The 17,680-nt window shown below is 70.4% G+C and carries 18 protein-coding genes and 1 pseudogene; 4 read left to right on the plus strand and 15 right to left on the minus strand.

The window, feature by feature from the left end; all coding sequences use genetic code 11:
- Positions 1-221 precede the first annotated feature (221 nt).
- Positions 222-1,046, minus strand: a complete 825-nt coding sequence (locus tag ACGF3J_RS24900) for a hypothetical protein (protein WP_161326628.1) — start codon at positions 1,044-1,046, stop codon at positions 222-224.
- A gap of 37 nt (positions 1,047-1,083) precedes the next feature.
- Positions 1,084-1,887, minus strand: coding sequence for an SDR family oxidoreductase (locus tag ACGF3J_RS24905; protein WP_161326629.1), 804 nt, complete (start codon positions 1,885-1,887; stop codon positions 1,084-1,086).
- Positions 1,888-2,082: 195 nt separating this feature from the next.
- Between ACGF3J_RS24905 and ACGF3J_RS24910 the strand changes: the two genes are divergently transcribed.
- Positions 2,083-2,919, plus strand: coding sequence for a GNAT family N-acetyltransferase (locus ACGF3J_RS24910; protein ID WP_161326630.1), 837 nt, complete (start codon positions 2,083-2,085; stop codon positions 2,917-2,919).
- A gap of 15 nt (positions 2,920-2,934) precedes the next feature.
- On the opposite strand, the gene ACGF3J_RS24915 is transcribed toward ACGF3J_RS24910, so the two are convergent.
- The gene (locus ACGF3J_RS24915; RefSeq protein ID WP_161326631.1) at positions 2,935-3,762 is read right to left on the minus strand and encodes a siderophore-interacting protein; all 828 of its coding nucleotides are present in this window, start codon (positions 3,760-3,762) and stop codon (positions 2,935-2,937) included.
- 122 nt (positions 3,763-3,884) lie between these two features.
- The gene (locus ACGF3J_RS24920) at positions 3,885-5,117 is read right to left on the minus strand and encodes an NAD(P)/FAD-dependent oxidoreductase (RefSeq protein ID WP_161326632.1); all 1,233 of its coding nucleotides are present in this window, start codon (positions 5,115-5,117) and stop codon (positions 3,885-3,887) included.
- Between the two features lie 141 nt (positions 5,118-5,258).
- On the opposite strand from ACGF3J_RS24920, the gene ACGF3J_RS24925 reads away from it, so the two are divergent.
- Both ACGF3J_RS24925 and ACGF3J_RS24930 read left to right on the plus strand, forming a co-directional pair.
- Entirely contained in the window at positions 5,259-5,726 is a 468-nt protein-coding gene (locus ACGF3J_RS24925; RefSeq protein WP_161326633.1) for an Rrf2 family transcriptional regulator, read from the plus strand.
- 122 nt (positions 5,727-5,848) lie between these two features.
- Positions 5,849-6,211, plus strand: a complete 363-nt coding sequence (locus ACGF3J_RS24930) for a 5-carboxymethyl-2-hydroxymuconate delta isomerase (RefSeq protein WP_161326634.1) — start codon at positions 5,849-5,851, stop codon at positions 6,209-6,211.
- 326 nt (positions 6,212-6,537) lie between these two features.
- On the opposite strand, the gene ACGF3J_RS24935 is transcribed toward ACGF3J_RS24930, so the two are convergent.
- The 8 genes and pseudogenes from ACGF3J_RS24935 to ACGF3J_RS24970 form a co-directional block, all read right to left on the minus strand.
- The gene (locus ACGF3J_RS24935) at positions 6,538-6,993 is read right to left on the minus strand and encodes a VOC family protein (RefSeq protein WP_161326635.1); all 456 of its coding nucleotides are present in this window, start codon (positions 6,991-6,993) and stop codon (positions 6,538-6,540) included.
- Between the two features lie 392 nt (positions 6,994-7,385).
- Positions 7,386-7,568 (minus strand): annotated as a pseudogene (locus tag ACGF3J_RS24940) (serine hydrolase); the annotation flags it as partial.
- 180 nt (positions 7,569-7,748) lie between these two features.
- Positions 7,749-8,516, minus strand: coding sequence for an SDR family NAD(P)-dependent oxidoreductase (locus ACGF3J_RS24945; protein ID WP_161326637.1), 768 nt, complete (start codon positions 8,514-8,516; stop codon positions 7,749-7,751).
- 227 nt (positions 8,517-8,743) lie between these two features.
- The gene (locus tag ACGF3J_RS24950; RefSeq protein ID WP_161326638.1) at positions 8,744-9,094 is read right to left on the minus strand and encodes a helix-turn-helix transcriptional regulator; all 351 of its coding nucleotides are present in this window, start codon (positions 9,092-9,094) and stop codon (positions 8,744-8,746) included.
- A gap of 9 nt (positions 9,095-9,103) precedes the next feature.
- Positions 9,104-9,586, minus strand: a complete 483-nt coding sequence (locus ACGF3J_RS24955; RefSeq protein WP_161326639.1) for a MarR family winged helix-turn-helix transcriptional regulator — start codon at positions 9,584-9,586, stop codon at positions 9,104-9,106.
- Between the two features lie 210 nt (positions 9,587-9,796).
- Complete coding sequence (locus ACGF3J_RS24960; protein ID WP_161326640.1) at positions 9,797-10,534, minus strand: sigma factor; 738 nt, start codon at positions 10,532-10,534, stop codon at positions 9,797-9,799.
- Positions 10,535-10,664: 130 nt separating this feature from the next.
- The gene (locus ACGF3J_RS24965; RefSeq protein ID WP_393854871.1) at positions 10,665-13,478 is read right to left on the minus strand and encodes an AAA family ATPase; all 2,814 of its coding nucleotides are present in this window, start codon (positions 13,476-13,478) and stop codon (positions 10,665-10,667) included.
- A 202-nt stretch (positions 13,479-13,680) separates the two neighbouring features.
- Entirely contained in the window at positions 13,681-14,082 is a 402-nt protein-coding gene (locus tag ACGF3J_RS24970; protein WP_161332410.1) for a helix-turn-helix domain-containing protein, read from the minus strand.
- 112 nt (positions 14,083-14,194) lie between these two features.
- Here ACGF3J_RS24970 and ACGF3J_RS24975 point away from each other — a divergent pair, with 112 nt between their 5' ends.
- Positions 14,195-14,803, plus strand: a complete 609-nt coding sequence (locus ACGF3J_RS24975) for a malonic semialdehyde reductase (RefSeq protein ID WP_161332409.1) — start codon at positions 14,195-14,197, stop codon at positions 14,801-14,803.
- A gap of 27 nt (positions 14,804-14,830) precedes the next feature.
- On the opposite strand, the gene ACGF3J_RS24980 is transcribed toward ACGF3J_RS24975, so the two are convergent.
- The 3 genes from ACGF3J_RS24980 to ACGF3J_RS24990 all read right to left on the minus strand — a co-directional run bounded on the left by ACGF3J_RS24980 (position 14,831) and on the right by ACGF3J_RS24990 (position 17,662).
- Positions 14,831-15,661 carry a helix-turn-helix transcriptional regulator gene (locus ACGF3J_RS24980; RefSeq protein ID WP_161332408.1) on the minus strand — a complete coding sequence of 277 codons (831 nt, stop codon included), beginning with the start codon at positions 15,659-15,661 and terminating at the stop codon, positions 14,831-14,833.
- A gap of 97 nt (positions 15,662-15,758) precedes the next feature.
- Entirely contained in the window at positions 15,759-17,225 is a 1,467-nt protein-coding gene (locus tag ACGF3J_RS24985; RefSeq protein ID WP_161332407.1) for an aldehyde dehydrogenase family protein, read from the minus strand.
- Positions 17,189-17,662, minus strand: a complete 474-nt coding sequence (locus ACGF3J_RS24990) for a hypothetical protein (protein WP_393854872.1) — start codon at positions 17,660-17,662, stop codon at positions 17,189-17,191. The genes ACGF3J_RS24985 and ACGF3J_RS24990 overlap by 37 nt, the downstream gene beginning before the upstream one ends.
- Between the last annotated feature and the right edge of the window lie 18 nt (positions 17,663-17,680).

Here is a 17,680-nt window from a genome sequence, read left to right on the forward strand (position 1 = left end):
TGATGAAGACGACGCGCCCGAGATGCTCGGGATGAGCCGTCCTGGCTCCTGAACTGGCTGCCTGCGGTGTGCGGGACACGTGTACTCCTCGGGCTACCGGCAACGCCGCCGGACGGTATGGGTGAACTCTCGTCTCTGAAGACCGTCTTCACCCGACCGATGTGACACATATGATCCGCTTTGCACGAACGGTATCGGCGCCAGTCTCCCGAAGAACGGACTCAGCTCCAGTAGTCGCTCAGTCGATCGGTACGGGACAGTTCGCGCTGCTCCCGCGGGGTCAACGGGCGCGGAGCGGCGGCGGCTTCGACGGCCTTGGCCGCGCCCTCGCTCAGTACTCCCGCGGCGCGCAGTTCCTCGAGGAGTCGGGACAGGGCGTCGGTGTGCGCCGCGACCTGCTCCAGGGCCCGGTCCAGCCGCGGCCGGGCTGCGAGGTCCAGCGCGGAGGGTGCCGTTTCGGGGTTGCCCTCGTCGCCGACGAGTTCCAGGTGATGACGCCGGCCCCCTTCCTCGGTCCGCTGCCACACACAACGTCCGAAGCGCATGCGCACCGGTGTGCCGCTGATGCCCCTGCGCGTGACGTCGTACCAGGCACCGGGCTCCCTGAGGAGTTCCTCCAGGTGCTCGTCGTCCTCACCGCTCAGCTCCGCGACGACCGTCACCGTGATGGTGTCCTCGTCGGCCCGTTCCCTGTACATGCCCGGGACGATGCGCAGTCCCTCGACCTCGAGAGCTTCGGCATGCAGGATCTCGATCTCCTGGATCTCGATCCGGTAGACGTAGATCTCGGGCCGACGGCCCTGGGAGGACGCGGTCCAGCCCTCCGAGACGCGCCACGCCGCGTCGCTCCCTTGCAGGTGGTCTCCGTCCGGCAGGGCGGCCGCCTTGAGTTCGGCGTCCAGTTCCCTGTGCCGCTCGTCGGGTACGTGCAGTTGCAGGGCGTACCGGCGCAGGGGCCGACCGCTGTGGGCGGAGATGACGGGAGGCAGTTCGGCGGCCGTGATCTCGCGGAACGCGCCGAGCAGCGTCAGGTTGAGGGTCGTCATCAGCAGTTCTCTCTCGTGCCGTTGGTGTCGTCGAGGGTCAGAAGGTGGTATCCGGCGCGGGCCGGCCGGCGAACCATTCCCGGTAGGTGGTTCGCGCGATGAAGGCGTCGGGGCCCGGCAGCAGGTCCCGGGGCCGGAGCCGCGCGCCGTAGAAGGGGCTGAGGGCGTCGGTACGGACCTGCCGGTACTCCGCCTCCGTCAGCAGGGCGGTGCGCACGAACGCGTCCAGCCGGAACTGCTCGGGACCCGCGATCTCACGGACTCCGTTCACAGGCCGCGTCACGGCGGTGTGCGCGAGCAGCGTCGCCACGTCAGTGAGGGAGACCGGGCGCACCTCCGCGGGCGGAACCCACACGATCCAGTCCTCGGTGGCCGCTGTCGCGATGTCCTCCGCCGCGTCGAAGGTCTGTGTGGCGCGAAGGATGGAGTACGGAATCCCGGAGCGCCTGATCATGGCCTCCCGATTCCTCAGCGCCCGGAAGACACCCTCACTGCCGATGCGGTCCACACCGACGACGGAGAGGCACACATGGTGACGGACGCCGGCGGCGGCCCCGGCTCTGAGGAGGGCGCCAGTGGACCCGGCCCAGGATTCCACGAGGGCCGCCTCGTCCACGACCAGACCGTGGTCCTCCGAGAGGGTGCCGATGTCGGCGGAGGGCTGATGGGCGAGGTCGACGAGCACGGAGCAGCCCCGCAGTGCCTCGGCGACCTCGTCGGAGATGGGCGCGTGCGGGTCGCCAGGGGCCTGGACGAGGGCGACCTCATGTCCGTGGTCTCTGACGCAGAGCGCGGTCTCGATGCCCATGAGGCCTCCACTGTCGACCACCACGACCTTCATACGAGTAGCCTCCTGGCCTTGTGCCGCCGACCGGACCGTGCGAGCAGCCACGGGACGGTGCTGGTACGTCCACCGGCGATCGGCTGAGCGTTTGACCGGACGGGTGGCCGATGTGTGACACGGAGAACGCCCCGTCGACGATGGCCCACACTGAGCGGGACGACATCACGATGTGAAGTGAAGGGAACAGTGTCAATGGTGGACTCCACCGGCGCGGCCGGCACGTCGCACGACACGGTGCGGATCCAGGACGGCTTGGCGGCCTTCCCAGCCATGGGGTCCGTGTTCGCCAACTTCCGCCAGTACCTCATGGGATGGGGCGCAGCGGACCGACCGGACCTCGGTGTCGACCTCTTTCGCAGCGGCCTGGCGGCCCCGCAGTTCAACGGCGTGGTGCGCGTACGGTCGGCGACCGGGACGGACGTGGCGGCCGTCCGCAGGGAGCTGGCGGGGGTTCCCTGGTGGTGGTGGGTCGGGCCGGACAGCCCCGAGGGAACCGCGGATGTCCTGAGGCAACACGGTGCACGACAGCTCACGGTCATGCCAGTGATGGTGCGGCCGCTCGACGACTCAGTTGCCGGGCACGGCCGGCCGGGCCATGACGCACGTACCCGGTCCGGCCTTCGCGTGGTTCTGGTGCGGGAGGGCTCACGACTGAGGGAACTCGTACGGACCTACCGGACGTCCATGGGTGTCGGCCCGGGGCCCGAGGCCGGGATGGTGCGCGCCGAGTCCCAGCGCGGGGACAACGCGGACATTGTGCGGCTGGCCGCGGTGCTGGACGGCCGAGTGGTCGGGACGACCGTGTTGATCACCGCGCATTCCGTGGCCGGGATCTTCCTCGTGCACGTCGCGGCGGAGCTGCGCCGACAAGGGGTCGCAACGGCGTTGACGTCCGCCGCGCTCCGCGTGGGGCGAGAGCGCGGGATGCACTTCGCCGCGCTCGTGGCCAGCCCCGCGGGGGAACCGTTGTACCGGCGGTTCGGCTTTGCTTCGGTGTACCGGTACCGCCTCTTCGACTTTCCGGACTGAACCAGGAGGTGGGGCTTATTCGCCCTCGGCCTTGCCCCGGCTCCAGTATCCCGAGAAGTACACGCGTTCCCGGTCCATGCCGCGCTCGTGGACGAGATGCGCGCGGATGTCCCGCGCGACCGACTGTTCCGCGGCGAGCCACACGTATCCCGGTCCGGTCGGAAGACCGGCGCGGCGGATGGCGGAGACGAGCGACGCACCGTGATCGTCGCCGGATCCCCGGCCGCCGTCCCGGGGGAGCCAGGTGACCGTGGTTCCGACGCGGGTGGTCAGGGGCAGCACCGCGGAGGCATCGGTCACGCTGACGTAGGCGTAGGTCGTCGCCGGTGCGGAAGGCGATTCCAGAATGGCCGCGAGCGCGGGCAGGGCGGTGTCGTCGCCGACGACGAGTTGCCACCTGGTGTCGGCGGGCGGGTCGTAGGCGGCGACGGAACCGAAGAAGGCGGCCGGCTGTCCGGGGGCCGCGTCGATCGCCCACCGGGTGGCGGGCCCCACCGGTGTGTGCAGTGCGAAGTCGATCTCCACTTCGCCGACCGACGGGGCATGGCTCCTGATGGTGTACGTCCGCATGACGGGGCGTTCGGCGTCCGGCAGTTCGCGCATCTGTCTCGGGGTCAGGCCGTGCAGTGCGTCGAGGCTTTGAGACGGGTGACGGGGCATGAGGAGCTTGATGCGCTGGTCCGGGCCGTCCCCCACGAATTCGGTGAGGGAGTCGCCGCTCAGCGTCACCCTGATCATGTGCGGGGTGAGTTTCGTGTTGCGCGCGACATGGGCCGAGAAGAGTCGGGCGGGCCGGCCGGTCAGACCAACGGGGCCACGAGTCGGTGCCGGGGGGACCGTCATGTCTTCCCCTCCTTTCGCCGGGTCTGTGAAGCGGTGATGGTGCGGGGCCAGGGGGGCGGACGGCATCTGCGAGCCGCCCGCCCCGCCGTGCGAGGGTGTGTCGTCGGCTCCTGCCGGACGGACTAGCGGACCTCGGCGGTCTGCTTGTTGGCGCCGTTGGCGAAGCGTCCGGCGTGGGCGAGGATGGCCTCCGCGTCGTCGACGGAGGGGTAGATCCAGCGGGCGTTGATGTTCCTCTTGCGCGTCTTGGCCTCCTCTCCGGTCAGGTCGATGGTCCGGTCCCATCCGATGGTCTCGACGGCGTGGTCGGGGCCCAGGTCCAGGCAGGTGGTGTACGGGTCGGGCTCGAACGGGCGGGCATCGCTGCCCAGGATGTCCGCCACAACGTTGTGCCCTGCGAACTTGCCCATGGGCTGCGCGTGCTGGCAGCTCTGCATCGCGAAGTGCTCGTCCTCGGCCTGTGCGGCGGCCGTGTCACCGGCCGCGTAGACGTGCGGAACGTTCTTGACCCGGAGGTGTTCATCGACGGCGAGGCGGCCCAGGCGGTCGCGTTCGCCCGGGATCTGGGCCGTCAGCGGGCTGGCGACGGTACCGCCGGTCCACACGACGGTGGACGTGGGGATGACCTCGCCGTCGGAGAGGACGACTTGGTTGGCGGTGACGGATTTCACGGTGCGGCCCAGCCGCAGCTCGACACCCAGGGCCTCGACGGCCGACTCGATGTAGGGGCGGGGTCCGGCCCCCAGCTCGGGGCCGAGAACGCCGGCCCGGTCGACGAGGACGACGCGGATCTCGTCGTGCGCGTCGTGCGGTCCCGCGATGGCGCGCAGTCGCTCGCCCATGGCCGTGGCGACCTCAAGCCCGGTGAAGCCGGCGCCGACCACGACAACGGTGTGACGGCCGGCGGACGGCGCCCGCTCCGGCAGCCGCCGCAGGTGGTGGTCGAGCACGGTCGCCGCGGGCAGCGTGTCGACGTCGAAGAGGTGCTCCGCGCCCAGGAAGGGCGCTCGCACGAGTCGGCTCCCCGTGGCCAGGACCAGCTTGTCGTAGTCCAGCTCCACCTCCTCGCCGAACCGGGTGACGGCGCGGATGGTACGGGCGTCGGTGTCGATGGCTGTGACCGTCGCGGCGAGCCGGCGCACCCCGATGGGACCGAGGATCCGGTCCAGCGGGACCCGCATCGAGCCCGGATCCTCTTCGTACAGCCGCGGCCGCATCACCAGGTCGTCCCCGGCGCTGATGAGCGTCACGCGGATGTCGTCACCCGCCCGGCCCGCCGCGCGCGCGGCCCTGACGGCTCCGGCGGCGCTCCAGACGCCGGCGAATCCGCCACCGATCACCAGGATGTGTGTCATGTCGTGCGTGTCCTCTCAGGCGTGTCACGGGGGCTTCACCGAAACCCGTAACCTGGACATTAGATATCCTGGATATTAATTGTCAAGAATCACCCTTACATCGGTCTCGGCCGGCCGACCAGGACTTAAACTGTCCACATCATGCGTATGAGCAAGGGCGTCGAGTGGGCCCTCCACACACTGCTGAACCTCCACATGACCGGCGGTGGTCCTGTCGGGAACGCGCAGCTGGCCGCCGTGCACGGCCTGTCGTCCACCTACCTCAACAAGCAGTTGCAGGCTCTGGTGAAAGCCGGACTGCTGACCTCCGTTCCCGGTGCGCGCGGCGGGTTCCAGCTCGCCAGGCCGCTGGACCGGATCACGCTGCTGGACGTGGTCGAGGCGATCGAGGGTGACGCCCGCATCTTTCACTGCGCCGAGATCCGGTGCTGCGGCCGCGTGGGAGAAATCGCCCCCGCGCCCACGGAGCCCTGCCCGGTCAAGACGGCCATGGTCCGCGCCGAGGACGCCTGGCGTCAGGCGCTGGCCGGCCAGACACTGGCCGAGGTGCATGCCGAGCTGGAGCGGCGGCCCGAGGTGACCGGGGCGGTACGCGCGGCGCTGAGCTGACCGGTTCGGAAACTCGCGCGCAGCCGGTCACCGACTCGGCGCGGCCTCCTGCAGCGAAGGACGCGGGTGCAGGCCTCCGAACAAATCGTCGCCCGAAGCAACCAATTACTGGAAGGAGTGCCGTGCCTCACGTCCACATCACCCTCTCGCCGCGGATCACCCGCGTCCTCGACCACACGGACCTGGTCACGGCTCTCAACGCGCTCGTGGTCGACCGGAGCGGCTCCAGCGGTGTGTCCAAGACCTCGGTGGTCCCGGCCGAGACGTACGGCGGCGGAATGGTGATGCACGTCGAGGTCGCCCTCCTGCACGGAAGGACTCCGGCGGTGAAGGCACACCTGTCCGAAGGCGTGCTGGAACTCATCGCCACTCACCTGAGCAAAGCAGGCATGGAAGCGGTTGACCTGTCGGTCGTGGTGCGGGACCTGCCGAACTCCTACCGTCTCTCACAGATCCGGTCACGCGCCGGCACCGCCCAGACCTGAGGGAGACGGCCCCGCCAGCCGACTTTGCCGTACCTCTCGACTGGGCCGCGGTCGAGTCATGGTTGGGGACGGGCCTGCCCGCCGGCTACGAGGCCGTCGCCGCCGCGTTCGGCGCCCGGCTCTGGCTCCACGTCCCCTGCGCCGATCGCGGTCGGTTCGACGTGACCGCCAACGCCTCCGACACGGTCATCTCACCGTCGAGGGCCTCGGCACCCTGAAGAACACCGTCGTTCCCCGCGCCGAACCCGTACCGCCCCGGCAGGCCGGCGGCCGACCGGGGGCGGCCGTGAACGACCCGCGCCCAGGGACTTCGCCGGTCCGCGGCCTCAACCGGCCTCGGCGGGAGCTTCCGCCTGGATGCCCCGCAGCAGGCCGGTCGACTGGCCCACCTCGATGAGGTAGCCGTCGGGGTCGCGCAGGTAGCAGCGCAGTTCGGCACCGCGATCGACGGGTTCGGTGAGGAAGTCCGCGCCCTGAGCGACCGCGTGCGCGTAGAAGGCGGGCAGGTCGGCCACCCGCACGTTGAGGAAGCTGGACACGCGCTCACCGCTTCGGGGCGGCTCCAGCGTGACCCCCGGCTTGTCGGGGGTGGGGCCGCCACCGGGATTCATGATGATCCAGCTGTTGGCGACCTTCACCATCGCCGGGTTCTCCGCCATCACCACCTCTCCGCCGAAGACGTCGGCGTAGAAGCGCCGGGAGACGGCGACGTCGCGCACCGTGAGGAAGTGCGTGAGCAGGAGGCCGTCTTGCGGTGCGGGCAGCTTTCCTGGTGGTGTCATCGACCCGTCGTCCCTTCATGAGCCCGAACTGTCACGGGTCGGCTCCGACGTCCGGCCCGTCGGCGTCCACGCGGGTGCCGTCGTCGCACCCGCATGTGCCTGCGACATGTTGACCGGGCCAGGGGCCGGTTCGTGACACCGGTGACCGCCCTCGGCGGAGAAGGCACCGGTCCTGCGGGCCGGGCCCTCTCGACCTGCCCGTGGTGATCAGATCACCTCACACGGCCTTGTTCACCACGTCAGTGGCGCAGGACGCCGGGCGCGATGTCCTCGGTGGCCGCCTCACCAACGGAGCGGAGCGCCTTGCCGCTCTTGACGGGGTCGACACCGCAGAAGGCGGCTTCCAGTGCGCCGGCGAGGACGGTGTTGACGGTGCCTTTGTTGTGGCAAGACATGTCACTCGTGTAGTCCCACAGGCCGCTGCGACGGCTCAGCAGATGCCGCACGGTGATGCGGTCGTCCGTCAGTGCCCGGGGAAGGTAGTCGTTCGCCGGCGCGTCCAGGTCGACGCGCCCCTCGCTGTTGGCGAGGCTGCCAGGGAAGTGAGCTGTCGTCACTGCTGTGTCGACGCCCAGCCTTCCGACGTAATCGCCCGACACAGCAATGGAGTTGAGGATGCATCAGGAAACCGACTCCGGCGCGTCCGGACAGTGTGAAATCCAGCCTCCTCGCCCCTCCGGCCGGCGGCGACGCGACCTCGGTGGACCGGGAACGCGTACCGCCTCGTGTCCGGAGCCGACCGAACGCGCCATGCGTCAGATGAGTTCCAGGCCGCCGTCGACGGTGATCACCTGACCGGTCGCATGGCGTCCGGCCGGGTCCGCCATGCGGAGGATCCAGTGAGCCACCTCGTCCGCGTGCGCGATGTGGTGGGTCGGGATGCGGTCGCGCTCATAGGCGTACATGTCGTTGGCCGCCTCCGGTGTCAGACCGGCGTGCAGCATGACGTCGGTACGGGTGGGGCCGGGAGCGACCGAGTTGACACGAACACCCTCGTCAGCCAGCTCCAGTGCCCAGCTCCGCGTCATCTGCTCGATGGCGGCCTTGGTGGCCGAGTAGTGGGCACCCCCCGCCATCGGGCGGTGCCCGTAGGTGCTGGAGAGGTTGATGATCGAGCCCGAGGTCCGGCGCAGGTGCGGCAGGGCTTCGCGAGCCAGAAGACTGGGCGCGACCACGTTGAGCGCCAGCAGATCGACGATCGTCTGCTTCTCGGCCTCCGCCAGCGGCATCACCGCTGTCGCACCGGCGTTGTTGATCAGGTGGTCGAGGCGTCCCCACCGCTCCACGGCGGCGTCCACCACCTTGCCGGGCGCATCGTCACCGCAGATGTCGATGGCCAGGACATCGATGTTGGAGTGGGCGGCGGCGGTCTCCTTCAGGAGCGCCTCGCGGCGGCCCACGGCGAGGACGTGCGCACCCGACTCGGCGAAGGCCACGGCGGTGGCTCGGCCGATGCCGGTTCCCGCGCCGGTAACGATCACGACGTGACCGGAGAACGTCTCGTGGGGCTGGTTCGGGGACATCAAGACTCCTTGTTCGATGTTCGATGTACATAGAACACTATGCGTAGCGTCGACGGCATCGTCAAATGGGGCGGCGACGGCGGTAATTGCGGAGGGCAGGCGTTGACACCGTTCGGAAGCGCAGGGGTCGCCCGCGATGCGACCCGCGCCACACCGAGCGCATCATGCTCATGTCAAATCAGGGAAAGATTCGAGCGGCTCCCGTGCGGCACGCAGCGCTTACGCGGTCACGCCCGCTCGTCCCGCTCGGTGACGTGCTCTCCGACATGGTCGGTGCCTGCGGCGGACAGGAGCGCCGGCAGCAGACCGGGGAAGCGGGTCTCCAGGGCGTCACCTCGCAGCTTCACGAAGCAGCGCGTGCCCTCCTGGCGAGTCTGGGTCACGCCCGCCTCACGCAACATCTTGAGGTGATGGCTGAGCGTGGACTTGGCGACGGGAGCACTGAACTGCCCCCACCCTCTCTCGGCGCCGTCGGACAGGATCCGGACGATGCCCAACCGCGTCGGATCGCTGAGCACCCCGAGGAGGCGAGGCAGGGAGAGCTCGCTGTCCGCGGGTGACGCGTGGTGGTCCGGCATGCGGCCATGCTACCGAACGTTCGGCGCCTGTCGAACATGGGTGCCCGCACCGTCGCTCCCTCCTCCACGCAGGTAGCGGAGCAGGTCCTTGTCCGTCTCCTCGACGTGGAGCTGGCCCACGACCTCCTCGACCGCCTGGCTCAGCAGGGGAGATCCCAGCCGCAGCACGTCGTGCGCGACGGCGGTGAGCTCGATCTCGATGCTCCGGCGGTCGTTGGACGAGGTGTGCGTGGTGATCAAGCCGCGTTCCTGCAGGCGTGTGACCAGGCGGCTGGTGGCGGACTGGCTCAGCCCCGTCCCGTTGGCCAGGTCGGTCAGATAGAGCAGTCCCGTACCGGTTGCCACCCCCTCGTTCAACGTACGGAGGGCATAGAACTCGCTCACGCCCAGGCCCAGCTGCCGGTGCAGGTGTCGCTCCATACGGGCTTCGATCCGGCGATGGACTCGGGTCAGCCTGTTCCACTGTGTGATCAACCTGGCCTCGTCGCTCATGGGCGGTGACCTCCCTGCTGTCCCCGGCGTCCGACTGCTCGGTGCCGGGGCGGTCTCCCGGCGCGAGGGCGCGGCAGGTGAGCCGCACCCGCTTGCCCGCACAAGGGAGACAGGACGGAGACCCCGGATGTGACAACAGGGGGCCGGGCGAGGTCCGACGGCGCGCACTCACCCGCCCCGGCCGGAGCGAGCCCGCTTCGCCGCTCGCCGTCACGCGGCATGAAGGGCCGGGACGTGCGCCGGGCCGACCGGTCCGCGGGACGGCTGCGCCAAGCGGCGCACCCGCTCCTCGGGAACGAGCAGTCGTACGAGATCATCCAGGTCGCCGGTGTCGGCGGCGGTCCGGAACGCGGTGACGAGACGACGGTGCGACTCGGTGGAGATCGGCCGCTCACGCTCGCTGTCGAGTCGGGTCTGGGCACGGTGGACCACCACGCGCGCGTTCGGGGCGCTGATCCGCAGCAGCTTCGCGAGGTCCGTATAGGTGTAGCCGAAGCCCTTGCGCAGCACATAGGCGGCCAGACGGTCGGGTGTCAGCCTGGCCATGAGGAGGGCCAGGGCCGACTCGATCGCCGCGGTCCGCTCGGCGCAGAGCATGGGGTCGTCGGACGAGGCGAGGTCGCCGAGGTCGGCGAAACGCGGTTCGGACGGCGTCTCGTGCCGACGCCGCCCGGACTGGAGGACGTTGATGGCCAGACGCGTCGTGGTCGTGGTCAGGAAGGCGACCGGGTTCTTGACCTCCGAGCGATCGGTGAGCTGCCAGCGCACCCACGCCTCCTGGACCACGTCCTCGGCTCCCGCGGCGTCCCCGACGATCCGGTGGGCGATCCGGAACAGCCGGTTCCGTTGGGTCAGGAAAGTGTGGAGGGCAGTGTCCAGGTCACCCTCGGCAGGCCGGACGGCCGGGGTGCCGGCCGGCGTGGTGGTCTCCGGATTGGGCGCGGACATCGGGGCTCCTTCGGGTGAACGGGCGCCCCTTCAGGGCGATGGGTCCACCCTCCGTCCGCGGCACCCCCCGTCGCGCCCTTGTTGTCCGTAGTCGAGTCCGTGGGGCCCTGGGGGCCAGGGGACTACGGACTCAGCCCGCACGCACCAAGCCCTCGTCGTCCCGCTCCGTGGGCGGGGTGCTCGCCAGGGCACCGGGCAGCGCGCGGCGGGAATTGATCCCGAGCTTCGTGTACACCTTGCGCAGGTGCCACTCCACGGTGTGCGGGCTGATGAACAGCTCCGCCCCGATCTTCGCGTTCGTCATGCCGCCCGCGGCGAGCGTGGCCACCTGCGACTCCTGAGGAGTGAGCTCGCTGGTCACCGCGGCCTCCCGCACCCGGACATGCTCCCCGGTGGCGAGCAACTCGCGGCGGGCCCGCTCGGCGAAGGCGTGCGCCCGCATGCCGTCGAACATCTCGTGAGCCGTACGCAGGTGCTCGCGGGCCAGCGATCGCTGGTGGGTGCGGCGCAGCCACTCGCCGTACAGCAGGTGGCTACGGGCCACCTCCACGGTGACACCGCCGCGCTCGAACTCCACGATCGCCGCACGGTAGAGACGGTCGGCCTCCTCGCCGTCGGCGAGGAGGGCCTGGCTACGCGCTGCGGCGCCGCCGGCCCAGCCGGAGTCGGTCGCGCGGGTGAGACCGACCAGCCGCTCCAGTGAAGCCCTGGCCTGTTCCAGCTCACCGCACCGGGTGGCGGCCTCGATGTGTTCGATCAGTGACAGACCGGCGAAGTTGAACCCGTCGTGCTCGATGCCGCTACGCGCGGCCTCCAGGGCCTCCTCGTACCGTGCCAGGCCGTTGTACAGCACTCCCTGGATGTAGCCCATGGCACCCAGCAGGGACACCTCGCCCCGCTGGTCGGCCCGCCGCCTGGCCTCCTCGATGATCCCGGAGGCGACGTCCGCCTCGCCCCGCCATGCGGCCAGGACCAACGTGGCGTACTTGTGCGGCGCGTGACCGGTCGCGGCGGCCAGGGCGTCGGCCTCGTCGATCATCCTGTCCGCCTCGGTGAAGTCGCCGTAGTGGATGTGCACTCCACCGGCGTAGACGAGGGCCGGCGGCAGTGCGCCGAGCGCGCCGATGTCACGGGCCAGGCGCACCGCGCGATTGGACAGTGTGTCCCACGCGTGCAGGTCCCAGGCGTAGTGGATGAACGCCTCCAGCGCCACCGGCACGAGCAGGAGCCACCGCACGGTGGCCTCCCGGGTGGGCAGTTCTTCGGTGGCCAGCAGTTCCAGGGCGCCGCGCAGCGCCGGCACACCGGTCTCGCAACCGTCCGTGAGGAGCGCGGCCACACCGTCCAGGAGCAGGTCGGCGGCCCCGGAGCCGGAAGGGGGTGCGCCGGACGCGCGGGCGGCGACCGCGGCGGCGCGGGCCCCGGCGGGGCCGTGTACGCGGCCCGCGAAGATGGTGGCGCTGATCGCCTCCAGATACGTCTCTCGCGCCAGCGGAGAACCGGCGGCGGTGAACTGCGCGGCCGCGTCGAGGAGCAGGGGTGCCGCCTCGTCGCTGCGGCTGCGGGCGAAGAGGATCCTGGCCCGCAGCCGCGCCAGGCGAGCGCGGTCCAGTGTGCCCAGGGGGCACAGTTCGGCCACCGTGGCCAGCTCCGTGGCCCGGTCGGGCGCAGCTGCCGAGAAGTGCGCCTCCGCTGCCGCCAGGGCGCGGCGCCCTCGCGACCGGCGGTCCGGAGTCACCTCGGCGGCGCGTTCCAGCAGTACCGCCTCGGCCGCGATGCCGCCGCGTTGCCGGGCGCGGCCGGCCGCTCGTTCCAGTCCCGCGGCGACCTCCTCGTCCGGTCCGTCCGCGGCCTGGGCGGCGTGCCAGGCCCGCCGGTCGGGGTCCAGGAGCGGGTCCGTGGCGGCGGCCAGTGCCCGGTGAACCGATCGGCGTGCTTCGGGTGGGGCTTGGTGGTAGACCGCCGAACGCACCAGCGGATGCCGGAACCGGACGGACTCGCCCAGCTCGATCAGGCCGGCGACCTTGGCCGGGGCGGCGAAGGGGGTGATCTTGAGCGTGGCGGCCGCGCGTGCCAACAGCCGGGCGTCACCGACCGGTTCCGCCGCGGCGATCAGCAGCAGCGTCCGCGTCGCCTCCGGCAGCGACGTGAGCCGCTGGGCGAAGTCCCGCTCGATCCGGCTCGCGACCGGGCCCTGGACGATCGGTTGACCGGACGAGTCCAGGCCGTAAGCCAGTTCGGCGGCACTGCGGCCTCGGGAGAACTCCAGCAGAGCGAGCGGGTTGCCGTGCATCTCGGCCACGAACCGGTCGCGGATCCGCTTCTCCAGTCGCCCGCCGACGGCGGTTTCCAGGAGTTCCCCCGCGGCGGTGGTTTCGAGGCCGCCGATGCGCAGGGCCGGCAGACCGGTCAGCGCCTTCTGCCCTTCCGGGTCGCGCACCGCGAACACCATCGCGACCGCCTCGGCGAGCAGCCTCCTCGCGACGAACTCCAGCGTCTGCAGGGACACCTGGTCCAGCCACTGCGCGTCGTCGATCAGGACGAGCACCGGTCGCGCCTCCGAGGCACGGGTGAGCAGCGTGAGCACGGCGAGGCCGACCAGGAAGCGGTCGGGCGGATCACCGGCCGCCATGCCGAACGCCACACGCAGGGCTTCCCGTTGGGGTGCCGGCAGGCCGTCCAGCTCGTCGAGGAACGGCGCGCACAGTTGGTGCAGGCTCGCGTAGGGCAGCTCCATGTCCGCCTCGATGCCCTGCGCCCGGGACACCTTCGTCCGTGACGCCTGCGCGGCCAGGTACTCCAGAAGCACCGTCTTCCCGATGCCCGCTTCGCCGCGGAGCACCAGCACACGGGACCCGCCTCCACGCAGGTCTGCCAGTAGATCGTCGAGAGCCTCGCACTCGCGGTGCCGGCCGACCAGGTCCGGAAGCGGGCTGGCGATCATGCGCTTGGCTCCTCAGGTGCTCCGGGGACGGCGATCTCCCGCATCGAATGCCGGGAGCAATCACCTTCACGATACCCGGAGCACAGAGCACACCTTGTGTCCAGACCTTGTGACACACTCCACATGAGAGATGGTGCCAAGGTTGTCACACGGGACCCCGCAAACCGGTCGCCCCTCTCGTACGACGGAGACGGCGACGGCCTCAACCACGGCCGCCGCGCCGGGCGACCGGCGCGTCCGGGAGATGCCGGGACGCCCATCCGGCCAGTTCGCTGAGGATGGGCATCAGAGCCGTCCCGTCCGGAGTGAGGCGGTAGCGCACCGTGACGGGCGGGCCGGGCTCCACCTCGCGGTACGCAAGACCGGCGGCGGACAGCTCGGAAAGCCGTTCCGAGAGAACCGAGTCACTGATGCCCTCCACCGCCCGCCGCAGCTCGGCGAAGCCCAGGGGTCCGTGCTGGAGGGTGGCCAGGATGACGCCGTTCCACCGCTTGCCGAGAAAGCTGAACGCCTTGCTCAGCGCACCGTCACAAGCCGCCGGATGGTGCTGCCCCGCCTCCGAGCCGTCCGCGTCGGCCGATCGAGTGCCCTTCGCCTTCTCCATGCCCTCAGGGTAACCGGGTGCTACTCTGCCGAAGGTCGCTACGTTTTTCCTAGTGACCCGGATTATCGTAGCCACTCCCTCATAACGAGCACATCGAGCCAGGAGCACCCCCATGTCCGTTTCCGGACCTCTCCCCCGCATCCCCGCCGAGGCCGGCGCCGCGCTCTTCACCGACGCCCGCACCGCTTACTCCTTCGCCGACACGCCGGTCGACGACGCGACACTCACCAGCATCTGGGAGCTCGCGCGCTGGGCACCGACCGCGGCGAACACCCAGCCGCTGCGCGTCCTGTACGTCCGCACGGCCGAGGGCAAGGAGCGCCTGCTGCCCCACCTCGACGAGGGGAACCGCCCGAAATCCGCCTCCGCGCCCGTCGTCGCGGTGCTCGCCGTCGACGACCGCTTCCACGAGCACATCCCGCACGTGCTGCCCATCCGCCCGGAGATGAAGGAGTTCTTCGAGGGCGAACCCGCCCAGCGTGAGGCCATCACGTCGTTCAACGGACCCCTTCAGGCCGGATACTTCATCCTCGCCGTCCGTGCCCTCGGCCTGGCCGCGGGCCCGATGGCCGGCTTCGACCGGGCCGGGATCGACAAGGAGTTCTTCGCCGGGAACGACTGGCGCTCCATCCTCGTCGTCAACATCGGCCACCCGGCCGGACCTCCGGCGTTCGACCGCATGCCCAGGCTCACCCACGACCACGCCCTCGACTGGGCCTGACCCCCGGCAGGCGCGAGAGCCGCACCGTCACATGACCGGCAGCAGGGACAGCAGCCGGAGGTTGGTGTGGCTCTCCGTCCCGGGTGTCGCGGTGTAGACCACGAGCCGCTGCCCGTGGTCGGGATCGATCAGCGTCTGGCAGTGCAGTTCGAGTGTTCCGACCTGGGGGTGCACGAAGCGCTTGGAGGCGCAGTACGGTCCCAGCACGGGGCGCTGCCGCCACAGGCCGGCGAACTCCGGACTCTCCCGGTTCAGCGCGTCCACGAGCGCTGCGGCACCGGAGTCGCCCCCGTCGAGGGAGTAGGCGCTGTGGAGGTCGGCCACCATGAGACGGCTCTGCTCGGCGTGATCGCTCGCGGGGTGGACCAGGCGGGCGGCGGGGTCCGTGAACCAGCGGTAGTGGGAACTGCGGGCCAGCCCCGTGTGGGCCGTCTGGTCACCCAGCAGCGCCGCCGCGGGACGGGTCTGGCTCAGCGTCTCGCCCAGGTGGTTCATCACCTGTGCGGGAGTGTCCTCCAGCCGGTCCAGGATGCGCATCATCCCGGGGGCTACGTGATCGCCGCGTCGCACACAGCGCGGCAGGGCGTGACCGGCTAGTCGGAAGAGGAGATCGCGTTCCTCCAGTGACAGACGCAGGCCGCGGGCCATCGCTGTGAGCATCTGCTCCGAGGGATGCGGGCCCCGCGGCTGTTCCAGCCGGCTGTAGTAGTCCACCGACATGTCGCACAGGGCCGCGACCTCCTCCCGGCGCAGTCCTCCTGTACGCCTGCGGCGGCCGCGAGGCAACCCGACGTCCTCGGGCTGCAGAGCCTCGCGGCGTGCCCGCAGGAAAGCGGCCAGCGCCGCGCGGTCTGCCATGGTCGTCCCTTCGGTGGTTCAAGACGTGAACGACGTGTCCGGGGTGCGTCATTCCCGGCGAACAGTGTGTTGTACGCGGACACGGTGGCGCGGTGCGTCAGCGTGTGATCGCCTTGGTCTCCAGGAACTCCTCGAGGCCCGCACGGCCCATCTCCCGGCCGTTGCCGGACTGCTTGTACCCGCCGAACGGTGCCTGGAAGTTGTGCTGGCCGCCGTTGACGTCGATTTGGCCGACACGCAGGCGCTTGGCGATCGCCATGGCATGGTCCTCGTCCCCGGTCACCGCAGCGTTGAGGCCGTAGATCGTGCCATTGGCGATCTCGACGGCGTGTTCGTCGTCGGTGTAGGGGATGACGACGAGGACGGGGCCGAAGATCTCCTCCTGGGCGATGACCGACTCCGGGGCGACGTCGGAGAAGATCGTGGGCCTGACATAGGCGCCGGTCTCGAATCCCTCGGGTCGGCCAGGGCCGCCCGTCACGAGGGTGGCGCCGTCGGCGATGCCGCGCCGGATGTAGTCGTCGACGCGTCGGCGCTGGGTCTCCGAGGCGAGTGGTCCGATCCGCGTGGCTTCTGCGGTCGGATCACCGACCACGTACTCCTGGGCAGCGGTCCGGAGCCTGTCGACCACAGTCTCCTGAAGGTCCGCGGGCACGAGCATGCGCACGTAGGCACCGCAGGCCTGGCCGGCGTTGGCCCAGGCGAAGGCGAGTCCGCGGGCGACGGCCGAGTCGAGGTCGGCCTCGGGCAGGATGATGTGGGCCGCCTTGCCGCCCAGTTCGAGTGCGACCCGCTTCACCGTGCCGGAGGCGGCGACCGAGACGCTCTTGCCTGCGCGGGTGGATCCGGTGAAGGAGATCATGTCGATCCTCGGGTGGCGGGACAGGGCCTCACCGACGACCGGGCCGCTGCCCTGCACCACGTTGAACACACCGTTCGGGAGCCCCGCCTCCGTGGCGATCTCCGCGAACATCCGGGCGCTGAGGGGAGACATCTCCGAGGGCTTGAGGACGACAGTGTTGCCCGCCAGCATCGCCGGGACCACCTTCGTCACCAGCTGCTGCAGCGGGAAGTTCCACGGGGTGATGGCGCCCACCACTCCGACGGGCTCGCGGACGACGAGCGAGTTCTCGACCGTCTCGCTCCACTCGAACCGCTCGGCCGCGGCGATCGCGGCCAGGGTGGACGCGACCGGGAATCCGACCTGCGCCTGCCGGGAGAAGGCGATGGGGGCGCCCATCTCCAAGGTGATGGTGGCCGCCAGTTCCTCCCCTCGTTCCTGCAGGCCCTCGGCCAGTCGTCGCATGACGTCCGCCCGGTGCCGCGGGGGCGTCGCGGCCCATCCGGGGAAGGCGGCGACCGCGGCGTCGACCGCCGTGTCCACGTCGCCGGCGGTGGCCTCGTGCAGATGGGCGATGACCGATTCGTCGGCGGGGTTCACCACGTCGATCACCGGTCCGGAGCCGGCGACGGCGTGGCCGTCGATCCAGTGGGAGGGAGTCGGGAAAGGAGTCCTGGGGCTTTCGTTCATGTCGCCCAGCGAACACCGCGCGGCACGGGACATCCATGCCCTCCCGTGCCCATGATCCGGCTCACAGGACGGTGTGCGCGGCACTGCCCCGGGACGCCCCGGCCGCGGCACGAGGCGGCACCCGCCGCTCCCGGCCCGCACCGGGCGGGCGCGGCCGACAGGTCACCAGGGCCGTCCAGGGACAGGTGCCCAAGGGAGTCCAGCACGATTCTGCGTACCTCCAGGTCGTCCGCCATGATGGACTCGCCGCCCCGCGCCTGCCTCTCCGGGGCACTGTTGGCACGCGCCAGGGTGGCCCGTACCGCTCCGGAGACGTCGCCGGCCTCGTCCACCACGTAGTACATCCAGACCACACGGGAAGCGGTGGGCCGGTACGGCACGCCGACCAGCCACATCTCCGGCTGTGCGAACCCGAGGGCCGCCGTCTCCGCGGTGCCCGAAGGGCTGACACGGTCCATTGCGATCAACATGTCAGGTCGTCCCCTCTC

Source organism: Streptomyces sp. NPDC048171, from assembly GCF_043202655.1.
GTDB lineage: Bacteria > Actinomycetota > Actinomycetes > Streptomycetales > Streptomycetaceae > Streptomyces.

Coding starts and splice junctions, on each gene's coding strand:
- ACGF3J_RS24955 (WP_161326639.1), bottom strand. CDS start 9,586: ATGAGCGACGAGGCCAGGTTGATCACACAGTGGAACAGGCTGACCCGA.
- ACGF3J_RS24985 (WP_161332407.1), bottom strand. CDS start 17,225: ATGTCCCGTGCCGCGCGGTGTTCGCTGGGCGACATGAACGAAAGCCCC.
- ACGF3J_RS24915 (WP_161326631.1), bottom strand. CDS start 3,762: ATGACGGTCCCCCCGGCACCGACTCGTGGCCCCGTTGGTCTGACCGGC.
- ACGF3J_RS24920 (WP_161326632.1), bottom strand. CDS start 5,117: ATGACACACATCCTGGTGATCGGTGGCGGATTCGCCGGCGTCTGGAGC.
- ACGF3J_RS24945 (WP_161326637.1), bottom strand. CDS start 8,516: ATGTCCCCGAACCAGCCCCACGAGACGTTCTCCGGTCACGTCGTGATC.
- ACGF3J_RS24975 (WP_161332409.1), top strand. CDS start 14,195: ATGTCCGTTTCCGGACCTCTCCCCCGCATCCCCGCCGAGGCCGGCGCC.
- ACGF3J_RS24900 (WP_161326628.1), bottom strand. CDS start 1,046: ATGACGACCCTCAACCTGACGCTGCTCGGCGCGTTCCGCGAGATCACG.
- ACGF3J_RS24935 (WP_161326635.1), bottom strand. CDS start 6,993: ATGACACCACCAGGAAAGCTGCCCGCACCGCAAGACGGCCTCCTGCTC.
- ACGF3J_RS24950 (WP_161326638.1), bottom strand. CDS start 9,094: ATGCCGGACCACCACGCGTCACCCGCGGACAGCGAGCTCTCCCTGCCT.
- ACGF3J_RS24970 (WP_161332410.1), bottom strand. CDS start 14,082: ATGGAGAAGGCGAAGGGCACTCGATCGGCCGACGCGGACGGCTCGGAG.
- ACGF3J_RS24910 (WP_161326630.1), top strand. CDS start 2,083: ATGGTGGACTCCACCGGCGCGGCCGGCACGTCGCACGACACGGTGCGG.
- ACGF3J_RS24925 (WP_161326633.1), top strand. CDS start 5,259: ATGCGTATGAGCAAGGGCGTCGAGTGGGCCCTCCACACACTGCTGAAC.
- ACGF3J_RS24965 (WP_393854871.1), bottom strand. CDS start 13,478: ATGATCGCCAGCCCGCTTCCGGACCTGGTCGGCCGGCACCGCGAGTGC.
- ACGF3J_RS24905 (WP_161326629.1), bottom strand. CDS start 1,887: ATGAAGGTCGTGGTGGTCGACAGTGGAGGCCTCATGGGCATCGAGACC.
- ACGF3J_RS24980 (WP_161332408.1), bottom strand. CDS start 15,661: ATGGCAGACCGCGCGGCGCTGGCCGCTTTCCTGCGGGCACGCCGCGAG.
- ACGF3J_RS24990 (WP_393854872.1), bottom strand. CDS start 17,662: ATGTTGATCGCAATGGACCGTGTCAGCCCTTCGGGCACCGCGGAGACG.
- ACGF3J_RS24960 (WP_161326640.1), bottom strand. CDS start 10,534: ATGTCCGCGCCCAATCCGGAGACCACCACGCCGGCCGGCACCCCGGCC.